Genomic DNA, 10,448 nt, shown 5'->3' with positions numbered 1-10,448 from the left:
ACGTGCCGACCCCTCCGGCGCCGCCGACACCCCCAACGGATGCCCATCCTGCCGATCTTCAGCCACGGTCAACTGTGTACTCCTTCAGCTCCAGCTGATCTTCGTACACAGACCATCTGACAGGCCCGGCTGTTTGGTGTCGAGGTTCGCGCACACCAACAGCGAGCCCGACCCCGGGCCCGGGCGCCCGCGGCGCGGCACCAGCGAACTACGGCTGCGCCTCACGACCGCGCTCGGGCTCGACCAGCTCCCCGCGTCGGTGCCCGGCTACGGCACCGTGCTCGCCCACCACGCCCGCGCCCTGCTCGCCGCCGCCCACCACGGTGAATGGCGCATCGTGCTCACCGACGACCACGGCCACCTCGCCCACGTCCTGCTCGCCCGCCGCCGACCCACACCACCCGCCCGAGCACCCGGACCCATCCGACCACCCGGACCGGCCCGACCAGCCGGCCCCCGCAGCCGAGATCAGCAGCTGCGGGGGCGGACCCACCTACGCAGCGCCATCGTCGAACTCCAGGTCCCGACGACGCTGCTCGCCGCCCTCGACCCCGCCGACCACCCCGCCTGGAGCGGACTGCTCACGGAGCTCCACGCCCGGCTGCCCGAACTGCAGGCCCCCGGCCCACCCCGCGAACACGGCGCCGACCACCGCCGGCGCCGACCCGGCGCCGAGATCGACCGCTGGATCCGGGTCCGCGACCGCTGCTGTGTCATCCCCGGCTGCCACCGCCCCGCCCACACCGCCGAGCTCGACCACACCCACGACTGGGCGCTGCTCGGACCCACCGCGCACTGGAACCTCGGAGTGCTCGACACACACCACCACCGCGCCAAACACCACGCCGGCTGGCAGGTCCGCCAACCCCGACCCGGACACTTCACGATCCGCACCCGCGCCGGGCAACGCCTCACCACCACCCCCAGAAAGATCCTCGAGCCGCTCCCCGCACCCCGACCCGCCCACCAACCCCGACCGCTGCCCGACGACGGCTGGCCCACCACCACCCCCGACGACGTGCAGCAGGCCGCCGACGACGCCGCCTGGCGCCACCACTTCCTCACCCGCACCGGCGGCACCGCCGGCCGACGACGCCCCGGCCGCACCCGGCCGACGAAACAGACGACACCGACACCCGCAGCGCACGACCCGAACGACCCACCGCCGTTCTAATAGCCCTGGTGGGTGCAGGCCAGCAGGCCGGCTTCCATCCGGGACGGAGGCCTACCCCCGTGTCGGGACCGAAGCATGAGGCTCCCGGATCCCTGAGTTCAGACTGGCCCGGTCTCGGTTCTCGGGTCGAATCAGACCGTTCAGCCGAGAATGACTCCTTGTCCGCCGTCGCGAGCCTCGAGCTCTTGTCCCAGACAGGAGGACTCCCGGCCCGGTCGAAGAACTGACAGCCCCTCAGATGCCGTGCCTGCGAGCACTTCTATTAGAACGCTGCTCTCTTCGACAGAACACTCGACCCACCGAGGAGGAATTCGGAGGACTCCGTGAGCCACGTATATCGTGGTATCGACTGGGCCGATGACCACCACGATGTCGCCCTGGTCGATCAGGACCGCACGCTGCTGGCCTCGACGCGCATCGACGACGACCGCGCCGGGCTCGAGCAGCTGCTCGACCTGCTCGCCGAGCACGGTGACAGCCAGGAACGGCCGGTCCCGGTGGCCATCGAGACCCCGCGCGGCCTGCTGGTGGCCGCGCTGCGCGCCGACGGGCGCCCGGTCTACGCGATCAACCCGCTCGCTGCGTCGCGCTACCGGTCGCGACGCAGCGTCTCCAACGCCAAGTCCGACCCGGCCGACGCCCGCCTACTGGCCGACATCCTGCGCACCGACCGCGAGACCCACCGCCCCCTGCCCGCCGACAGCGACCCGCTCGGTGGGCTGGTCGTGCTCACCCGCACCCACCAGGACGCCATCTGGGACCGCCGCCGAATCACCAACCGGCTCCGCGCTCACCTGCGCGAATACTTCACCGCGGCCCTGCGTGGCTTCGAGGGCAAGAACCGACCCGGCCTCGACTCCGCCCGCCGCCCGCCGCGTGCTGGGCGCCGCACCGACTCCCACCGCCGCCGCCGAGCTCACCTGGCCGGCAGTGCGCGCACTGCCGGCCACCCGCGCTCGATCACACCACGCCCTCGACACCGAAACCGACCGCCTGCTGGCGCTGTTCACCGCAACCACAGCGCTGCGCCGACCACCCGTGATCGAGCAGGCCATGGGCCGCTACACCCTCGCGCTCATCCAACAGCTCGACGCGATCTGCGTCAGCGACCTCGCCCGAGCCATCGAAGACGCGTTCGGTCAACATCCCGACGCGGCGATCATCACCAGCATTCCCGGCCTATCCACCATCTCCGGAGCCCGAACGCTCGCCGACATCGGCGACGACCGAACCCGATTCGCCTCCGCTCGGTCGGTCAAGGCCTACGCCGGCTCAGCCCCCATCACCCGCAGCTCCGGACGCAGCCGAGCGGTCCTCGCCAGAACCGTGAAAAACCAACGCCTCGCCTCCGCCGGCTACATGTGGGCATTCGCCGCACTCAGCAACACCGAAGCCGGACGCCACGACGACCACCGCCGAGCACGCGGAGAACGACACACCGCCGCACTACGAAACCTCGTCAACAAAATGCTCGGCAGCCTCTACCACTGCCTACCAACCACAACCCCCTACGACCCCGCCCGCGCCTTCCAACCAGGCTGACACCACCCCACACAACCCACCACATCCCAGCCTCCAGCCCTGGCCGGCACCCCGCCCTCGACCGACGGACGCCTCAGATGTCTGACGCGGGACGACCGGTCAGACCCGCGACGGCGGACGCAGGTGGTCCACCGCCACGTGGTGCTGTTCGGCCAGCCGACGGGCGATCAGCGAACGGTGACACGCCTCCGGGTCGCGCTCGACGCACAGCAGCGCGGCCATCCCTTCGGCGGGCAGCGCCGCCACGATCGGCATCAGGTCGGCGGGGTCGAGGATCTCCGCGGTGTACCGACGGACGTACTCCGCGCCGAGTTCCTGGCGTGATCGCCTGCCGACCCCGCGCCGGTCGTCCTCGGAGTACTGCAGCCGGCGCAGTTCCGTGGTCGGCGCCAGCTCGGGGTGGTGTGCGTAGCCGATCTCCGCGCGCGCGAGACCCTCCTGGAGCCGCAGCGAGTTCGCCCACGCGTACTCGGGACCCCGCACCCCGCGACGCTGGCGAACGTCGAGCAACAGGCACACGTCCGCGGCCCGCAGGCAACCGAAGAACGACTCGGCCGAGAACCCGTAGACGCCGACCGTCGCCACGCGCAGAGCGGAGCTCATGCGACCGCGATTCCCTCCAGCTCGACCATCAGAGCGGGGACGGCCAACCTCGTCACGCCCAGCATCGTGGTGGTCGGCGCCGCCCCCGAAGCGCCCAACCGCGCCGCCAGCACCCCGTAGTGCTGCAGCAGCAGATCGACGTCGGTGGCGTAGACGTCGAGTCGCACCAGGTTCGCGAGGTTCATGCCGGCCGCGGCGAGCACGGCCTCGAGGTTGGCGAGGCTCAGCGCCACCTGGGCGGCCATGTCACCGGCGTGCCTCGGCTCGCCGTCCTCGCTCACGGCGGTCTGCCCCGAGCAGTACAGCGTCCGGGCGTGCCCGGACACGAGCTCACCCTGGTTGAACCCCAGCGCGATCGACCAGGGCACCGGGTTGACGGAAGTCCGTTCCACTGTCGCCTCGTTCCTCTCGGGACGTCGTCAGGGACAGCCTCCGGCGAAACGGCGACATCCTGTGTCATAGATCCGCGCTACGGTTCCCGACGTGCGCGCCGACCGCCTGGTCTCGCTGGTGTTGCTGCTGCGCCAGCAGGGTCGGCTCTCCGCGGCGGTGCTGGCGCGCGAGCTCGAGGTCTCCCGCCGGACCGTCATGCGCGACATCGAGGCGCTGTCCGCCGCCGGGGTCCCCGTCTACGCGGAGCACGGACGACACGGCGGCTTCGTCCTGCTGCCCGGTCTGCGCACCGAGCTCACCGGGCTGAGCCACGACGAGGCGCTCGCGCTGCTGGTCGCCGGAGCCCGCCGCGGCGCGCAGCCGTTGGGGCTCGGGTCGGCGCTCGCCTCGGCCGTCCGCAAACTGGTCGACGCGTTGCCCGAGAACCACCGGATCCCCGCGGTCGGGGCGGCGCAGCGAATGCTCATCGACCCCGACCGCGACCTCCTGGCCCGCCGGCTCGTCCCGGGGGACGTCCCCGAGATCGTGGCGGGCGAGGTCCGACGGGCGGTGCTGGCCGGGCACAAGCTCCGCATCCACTACGCCGCCGTCGACGCGGCGGCGGAGTGGCGCACGATCGATCCGATCGGCCTGGTCACCGCGCGCGGCCAGACCTACCTCCTGGCCACGCGCTCGGGCAACGACCGCACCTACCGGCTCGACCGCGTCCTCGCCGCCGAGGAGCTCGCCGACCCCGCCGAGCGACCCGACCATGTCGACCTGAGCCGGATCTGGCACGAGCGCAGCGCGCGGTTCCGCGCCGGGGGCGACCAGGTCGTCGTCAGCGTGCGGGTCGCCCCGACACGGCGAGTGGAGCTGGTGGACACCGCACTGGCCGTCGAGAAGGAGGAGACCACCGCCGACGGCCGGATCGGTCTCGACGTGACGTTCCAGGATGCGCGGCACGCCGAATGGGCGCTGTGGCAGCTCGGCACGGACGCGGACGCCGCGTCGCCGCCGTGGTTGCGCGACGCCCTGCACCAGCGCGCCGCCGCGATGGTGGCCGCCTACGCGCCGCCGGTCCGGTCGTGAACAGGCGGGTCGTGAACGATGTCGACCGGCTGCTCCCCGGCCACCGTCGGCGTCTCGGGCGTCGCCGGGACGTCGTCGCGCGCGACCTCGGGGACCTCGTCCTCGCCGAGCTCGGGCACCTCGTGCTCGGGCACGCGCGGCGCCGGGCGCTGCGGCACCGGGGGCACCTCGTCGTCCGGCTCGCCGTTCCGTGCCGTACCTCTGGTCTGAGTCATCGCCGTCACCTCACCTCCGACGATACGGACGTCTCAGACCACGATCACCGTTCCGGCGTCGCCGTCGACGTGCACACGGTCGCCGGTGCGGATCCGGTCGGTGGCCGACCCCGTACCCAGGACCGCCGGGATGCCGTACTCGCGCGCCACGATCGAGCTGTGGCTCAGCGGCCCGCCGATATCGGTCACGACGGCCGCCGCCCGCGCGAACAGGGGCGTCCAGGCCGGCGTCGTCATCCGGGCGACGAGCACCTCCCCCGGCGCCATCGCCCCGAAGTCCTCCGGGCCCCGCAACACCCGCGCGGTCGCGGTGACCGACCCGGTCGAACCCGGCACGCCCGTCAGCTGCTCCCCCGCCGGCGTCTCGGCACCCGGCATGAAGCGCCCGAAGGCCGTCCTCAGCCACGTCACCTCGGGCAGCATCTGCGGCGGCGACACCAGCGCCCGCCCGCGTCGCAACGCCTTCCGGTCCGCGATCGGCGGGTCCACCTGCTCGCCCCGGATCGCCGCCCGCAGCTCGTCCTCCGTCAGCCAGAAGACGTCCACCGACAGCCGCGCCCCGAGCTCGGCCAGCATCCGCCGCATCTGCGGCCACGCGAGCCCCACGTCGGCGAGCGCGTCCTCCCGGACCGGCCCCAGCCGGCGTGCCCGCGCCAGCAGCGCGTCGAAGATACGTCGCCGGACCGGATCGAGCCGCGCCCGCAGCTCCTCGGTCCGGGCGTCCCGCTCGGCCCGCAGGCGGTCGCGGCGGACGTCCGGGTCGACGCCCGCGTCCGACATCTGGAACCGGATCGTGTCGAGCAGCGTGCCCGGCTCGTCGGCAGGCGTGGGCTCGGCGAAGTCCAGGTCGAAGACGGTGTGCCCGTAGCGCTCGAGGTGCTCGCGGAACCCCTCCCGCCACGCCTCCGTGTCCATCCCCGACGAGCGGGCCTGCATCGCCAGCGCGTACAGCGACCGCTCCGCCCGCAGAGGCTCGCTGTCCTCTCCGACGAGCAGGACATGGGCGGCGGGATCGCCGGCACGCTTCACCGCACGGTCGTAGAAGGCGGTGAAGCCGATCTCGGCGGTCGCCGCCAGCGGGATGACCGACTGAACCGCCGTGTAGTACGTCGCGCCCGCCCGCAGCAGGGTGACGACGCCGTCGAGCAGTTCCGTCGAGGAGAGCGCCGCCAGGTCCTTCGCCTTCCACCGGTCGACGATCGCCGCGTACCGCGGATGCGCCCTCTCGCGCCACCCGCGCACGCCCCCGCGCGTCTCCGGTCGGTTCAGGCTGCGCAGCGCCCACGGGAACCGCACGGTCATCCAGACCAGCCCGCGGGTCCGGTAGAAGTAGTAGGCGTAGCCGTTGATCGTCGGGAAGGCGATGTCGCCGGCCGGCACGGCGCGGCCCAGCATCTGCGCGAACAGCGAGCCGACGGAGTCGGTCACCGCCGGGTCGATCAGGTCGGCGAACAGGGGCGTGAGCGGGCTCGGCATCTGCTCGACGATGCTGGCGCGGAAGTACGCGCCGCCCGGGTACGGCAAGGGCCACGCGCTCGGCGGCGGGTCGGTGGGAGGCGGCAGCGCCGTGATCGGCCGCGCCTGGACCAGCGCGAACACCCCGTCCGCCCGCACCCACTCGATGTCCTGCGGCACGCCGAAGTGCTCCTCGACCGCCACGCCGAGCCGCGCGAGATCCCCCACCTCGGCCGCCCCCAGCACCGCCGCCCGCTGGCGGTCGGCCGGCACCGCGACCTGCGCGGTGCTCCCGCCCGTCGCCACGGTCATCTCGGTCTTGACGGCGACGGTGCGCCCGACCTCGACGAACGTCGCCCGATCGACGACGAGCTCGTCGGTCGCCGCGAGCCCGCCGACGACCGACTCGCCCAGACCCCACGCCGCGCTCACGACGATCCGGTCGCGACGCCCCGTCGTCGGCTCGGCGGTGAACAGCACCCCGGAGGCCTCGGCGTCGGCCATCTGTTGGATCACCACCGCGAGCCGCACGTCCTCGGGCGGAATGGCCTGGCGAGCGCGGTAGTCGATCGCCCGCGCGGTCCACAGCGACGCCCAGCACCGCACGACGGCCGTCAGCACCGCCTCCTCGCCGCGGACGTCGAGCAGGGTCTCCTGCTGGCCGGCGAAACTGGCGTCGGCGAGGTCCTCGGCCGTCGCGGAGGAGCGCACGGCGACCGGTCCCCCGCCGAGGTCGGCGTACGCCGCACGGACCTCGCCGGCGATGGCCTCGGGAACCGCCAGCGCCAGGAAGGCGTCCTCGACGTGCGGCGAGGTCACGTCGACCCCGGACGCGACCCCGGACGCGACCGCGGCGTAGGCGTCGGTCGTCAGCACCACGCCCGGCGGCACCGGGAGGCCGGCGCGCACCAGCTCGCCGAGGTTGGCTCCCTTGCCCCCGACCAGCGCGATGTCGTCGTGACCGATCTGCGCGAACGTCCGGACGAACTCCACGCCGCCAGTGTGCTCCCGCCACCGCCGGTCGAGTCGTGCGCGTAGGTGCTCCCTTCAGTGCTTCGTGCCGCCCGTGGCCGCCACGCCGGAACACCCCGGGCCCTCGCTGCTGCCACGATGAGCCGATGGGACAGGGACGGCTCGCGGCGCTGCCGCCGGTCCGGGTGGTGCCGGCCGAGCGGGTGCGGGAGGCGCTGACCGGGACGCCGACGGTCGTGGTGCTCGACGACGACCCCACCGGCACGCAGACGGTCCGCGACCTGCCGGTGCTCACCCGCTGGGGCGCCGACGACGTCGACTGGGCGCTCGCGCAGGGCACGCCGGCGTTCTTCGTTCTCACCAACACCCGCAGCCTCGGCCCCGACGACGCCGCCGCCCGGGACCGCGAGGTGGTGCGTGCCTGCCTCGAGGCCGCCCGGAGATCCCGGGGCGAGGTCGTCTTCGCCAGCCGCGGCGACTCCACGCTGCGCGGCCACTTCCCGCTCGAGACCGACGTCATCGCGCACGAGAGCCAGAACCCCGGCCCGGTGATCCTCGCCCCCGCCTACACCGACGCCGGGCGGATCACGCTCGACGGCGTCCACTGGCTGCGCGACTCCGACGACCTCACTCCGGTCGCCGACAGCGAGTTCGCCGCCGACGCGACCTTCGGCTACCGCTCCTCCCGGCTCGCCGACTGGGTCGCGGAGAAGAGCGGCGGCCGCACCCCCGCGGAGGATGTCGCCGAGCTGCGACTCGACGCCCTGCGCACCGGCCCGGTCGAGCTCCCGGACGCACGGGTGATCGCCCTCGACGCCGTCGTCGACGACGACCTGCGCGCCGCCGTCCTCGCGATCCTCGCCGCCGAGCGGGGCGGCGCGCGCTACGTGTACCGCGTCGGCCCGTCCTTCGTCCGCGCCCGCGTCGGCCAGCCCGAGCATCCGCCGATCAGCGACGCCGAGCTGCGGGACGCCGTCGGCGACGGCCACGGCCTGGTCGTCGTCGGCTCCCACGTCGGCCGGACCAGCCGCCAGCTGGAGCGCCTCGCCGCCCGCCGCGACCTCGCCCGCGTCGAGCTCGACGTGCGCCGCATCCTCGACGGGGACGACGACCACCTCGAGCAGGCCACGGCCGAGCTGATCAGGAAGCTGCCGACCCGCACCACCGTCCTCTCCACCTCCCGCACGCTGGTCACCGGCCACGACGAGGCCGAGAGCCTGGACATCGCGCGCCGGGTCAGCGCCGCGCTCACCGGTGTGACCGCCCGCGTCGTGGCCGCGAACCCGCCGGCCTACGTCCTCGCCAAGGGCGGCATCACGTCCTCCGACGTCGCCACCGAGTCGCTGCGCGCGGACCGGGCGTGGGTGCGAGGGTCGCTGCTGCCGGGGATCGTGTCGCTCTGGGCACCGACGAGCGGGCCGCCGCTCGTGGTGTTCGCCGGGAACGTCGGCGACGACGACGCCCTGGCCGACGTCGTCGACCGCCTGGAGGCCGCCGCATGCGCGTGATCGTCACCGGCGGCGCCGGGTTCCTCGGGACGCTGCTGTGCCGCCGCCTGCTCGCGAGCCCGGTGTCGATCGGTGGCGCCGAACCCACCGAGGTCAGCCGGCTGACCGTGGTCGACCTCGTCGCCCCCGACGAGAACGTCGCCGCCGACCCCCGCGTCGAGCACGTCGCGGGCGAGCTCAGCCGCGCCCTCGGCGACGAGGCCGACGCGATCTTCCACCTCGCGGGCGTCGTCAGCGGGGCGGCCGAGGCCGACTTCGACGCCGGCATGCACACCAACCTCGACGGCACCCGCGCCGTGCTCGAGTACGCCCGTGGCCACGCCACGCCGCCGGTGCTCGTCTTCACCAGCTCGCTCGCCGTGTTCGGCAGCGACCCGGCGATCGGCCCCGTCGGTCCGGTCGACGACGACACGCTCCCTCGCCCGCAGTCGAGTTACGGCATCCAGAAGTTCGTCGGCGAGCAGCTCGTCGCCGACTACACGCGCAAGGGGTTCGTGCGCGGGCGTTCGGTGCGGCTGATGACGGTGTCGGTGCGTCCCGGGCGCCCGAACGCCGCGGCGTCGAGCTTCCTGTCCGGGATCATCCGCGAGCCGCTAGCCGGCGAGCACGCCGTGTGCCCCGCTCCCCCGGACATGCCCGTGGCCCTGTCCTCGCCCGACCGCACCCTCGACGGCATCCTGCGGGCCGCCGAGGTCGACGACGCCACCTGGGGCAGCCGCACCGCGATGAACCTGCCGGCGCTCACCACCACGCCCCGCGAGATGACCGCGGCGCTCGACCGCGTCGCCGGCGCCGGCACGAGTGACCTCGTCGACTGGGTGGAGGACCCGGCGGTCGTCGCGATCGTCGGCAGCTGGCCCCCGAGCTTCGCGACCCCACGCGCCCAGGCACTCGGCCTGACCGCGGACGACTCCTACGACGACGTGGTGCGCGCCTACCGCGACCGTCACACCTGACACCGATTTCAGGCAAGGCTGCCCTAAGCTCGATCCGGACCAAACGACACGGATCGTCCACGAGGGGTGTCATGAGCAGCAGTGTCAGCACGCGGACCGTCCCGCCCGCCGCCCCACCGGGCCGCATCGCGCTGGCGGTGCTGATCGCGGTCGTGGTCGCCGCGGTCGTCAACACGCTGATCGGCCTGCTGGTCGGCGTCATCGAGGGCACCGGCTACAACCCGACGTTCGCGATCGTCTACAGCGTCATCGGGATCCTCATCGGCTTCGTCGGCTGGGTCGTGATCCGTCAGTTCGTGCCCCGCCCGGCCGCCGTGCTGCGCTGGGCGGTACCGGTGGTGATCGTCCTGAGCTTCATCCCCGACCTCTACCTGCTCACCTTCGGGATATCGGTGCTCCTGGTCGTCGCCTTCATGGTCATGCACGTGGTGTGCGCCCTGGTCGCGGTGCCGGCGTTCCGGCGCGTGCTCCCCGTCTGACCCCCGTGCTGAGCGGACAACAGCGCCCGCAACACCCTCGTGACACGCCGGGTACGCCCGTCGTCACCTCCTGCCTGCCT

The 10,448-nt window shown here is 73.2% G+C and carries 10 protein-coding genes and 1 pseudogene; 6 read left to right on the top strand and 5 right to left on the bottom strand.

The annotated features are described in order from the left end of the window. Nucleotides 1-136: 136 nt before the first annotated feature. Nucleotides 137-1,174: an HNH endonuclease signature motif containing protein gene (locus tag AC2A1K_RS27455; RefSeq protein WP_483899519.1), complete on the top strand. Its 1,038-nt coding sequence runs from the start codon at nucleotides 137-139 to the stop codon at nucleotides 1,172-1,174. Nucleotides 1,175-1,314: 140 nt separating this feature from the next. On the opposite strand, the gene AC2A1K_RS27450 is transcribed toward AC2A1K_RS27455, so the two are convergent. Then, nucleotides 1,315-1,644, bottom strand: coding sequence for a hypothetical protein (locus AC2A1K_RS27450; protein WP_483899522.1), 330 nt, complete (start codon nucleotides 1,642-1,644; stop codon nucleotides 1,315-1,317). On the opposite strand from AC2A1K_RS27450, the pseudogene AC2A1K_RS27445 reads away from it, so the two are divergent. Continuing rightward, nucleotides 1,552-2,716, top strand: a pseudogene (locus AC2A1K_RS27445) (IS110 family RNA-guided transposase). The gene AC2A1K_RS27450 and the pseudogene AC2A1K_RS27445 sit on opposite strands and share 93 nt — an antisense overlap. Before the next feature lie 99 nt (nucleotides 2,717-2,815). Here AC2A1K_RS27445 and AC2A1K_RS27440 read toward each other — a convergent pair. Then, nucleotides 2,816-3,319 carry a DUF488 family protein, N3 subclade gene (locus AC2A1K_RS27440; RefSeq protein WP_483899518.1) on the bottom strand — a complete coding sequence of 168 codons (504 nt, stop codon included), beginning with the start codon at nucleotides 3,317-3,319 and terminating at the stop codon, nucleotides 2,816-2,818. Further along, complete coding sequence (locus AC2A1K_RS27435; protein WP_483899517.1) at nucleotides 3,316-3,711, bottom strand: RidA family protein; 396 nt, start codon at nucleotides 3,709-3,711, stop codon at nucleotides 3,316-3,318. Before AC2A1K_RS27435 ends, AC2A1K_RS27440 begins: the two co-directional genes overlap by 4 nt. A 91-nt stretch (nucleotides 3,712-3,802) precedes the next feature. On the opposite strand from AC2A1K_RS27435, the gene AC2A1K_RS27430 reads away from it, so the two are divergent. Next, nucleotides 3,803-4,783 (top strand): helix-turn-helix transcriptional regulator, encoded by a 981-nt coding sequence (locus AC2A1K_RS27430; RefSeq protein WP_483899516.1) that lies wholly within the window; start codon nucleotides 3,803-3,805, stop codon nucleotides 4,781-4,783. Here AC2A1K_RS27430 and AC2A1K_RS27425 read toward each other — a convergent pair. Together AC2A1K_RS27425 and AC2A1K_RS27420 are read right to left on the bottom strand one after the other, a co-directional pair. After that, nucleotides 4,759-4,998, bottom strand: coding sequence for a hypothetical protein (locus AC2A1K_RS27425; RefSeq protein ID WP_483899515.1), 240 nt, complete (start codon nucleotides 4,996-4,998; stop codon nucleotides 4,759-4,761). The two genes, AC2A1K_RS27430 and AC2A1K_RS27425, sit on opposite strands and share 25 nt — an antisense overlap. Nucleotides 4,999-5,031: 33 nt before the next feature. Continuing rightward, a complete protein-coding gene (locus AC2A1K_RS27420) occupies nucleotides 5,032-7,446 on the bottom strand; it encodes a PEP/pyruvate-binding domain-containing protein (protein WP_483899514.1) in 2,415 nt (804 codons plus the stop codon). Between the two features lie 125 nt (nucleotides 7,447-7,571). Between AC2A1K_RS27420 and AC2A1K_RS27415 the strand changes: the two genes are divergently transcribed. The 3 genes from AC2A1K_RS27415 (at nucleotide 7,572) to AC2A1K_RS27405 (ending at nucleotide 10,368) form a co-directional block, all read left to right on the top strand. Beyond that, the gene (locus AC2A1K_RS27415) at nucleotides 7,572-8,933 is read left to right on the top strand and encodes a four-carbon acid sugar kinase family protein (protein ID WP_483899513.1); all 1,362 of its coding nucleotides are present in this window, start codon (nucleotides 7,572-7,574) and stop codon (nucleotides 8,931-8,933) included. After that, on the top strand, nucleotides 8,924-9,889 hold the full coding sequence (gene denD, locus AC2A1K_RS27410; protein ID WP_483899512.1) for a D-erythronate dehydrogenase: 966 nt from the start codon (nucleotides 8,924-8,926) through the stop codon (nucleotides 9,887-9,889). Before AC2A1K_RS27415 ends, denD begins: the two co-directional genes overlap by 10 nt. Nucleotides 9,890-9,960: 71 nt before the next feature. Further along, nucleotides 9,961-10,368 (top strand): DUF6069 family protein, encoded by a 408-nt coding sequence (locus AC2A1K_RS27405; protein WP_483899511.1) that lies wholly within the window; start codon nucleotides 9,961-9,963, stop codon nucleotides 10,366-10,368. Nucleotides 10,369-10,448 lie beyond the last annotated feature (80 nt).

The sequence above is a fragment of the Actinomycetospora sp. 2LY8.5 genome (assembly GCF_057180585.1).
Note: the sequence above shows the minus strand (reverse complement) of the source record. Positions and strands in the feature narration are given on the sequence as shown.

Coding starts and splice junctions, on each gene's coding strand:
- AC2A1K_RS27440 (WP_483899518.1), bottom strand. CDS start 3,319: ATGAGCTCCGCTCTGCGCGTGGCGACGGTCGGCGTCTACGGGTTCTCG.
- AC2A1K_RS27425 (WP_483899515.1), bottom strand. CDS start 4,998: ATGACTCAGACCAGAGGTACGGCACGGAACGGCGAGCCGGACGACGAG.
- AC2A1K_RS27415 (WP_483899513.1), top strand. CDS start 7,572: ATGGGACAGGGACGGCTCGCGGCGCTGCCGCCGGTCCGGGTGGTGCCG.
- denD (WP_483899512.1), top strand. CDS start 8,924: ATGCGCGTGATCGTCACCGGCGGCGCCGGGTTCCTCGGGACGCTGCTG.
- AC2A1K_RS27405 (WP_483899511.1), top strand. CDS start 9,961: ATGAGCAGCAGTGTCAGCACGCGGACCGTCCCGCCCGCCGCCCCACCG.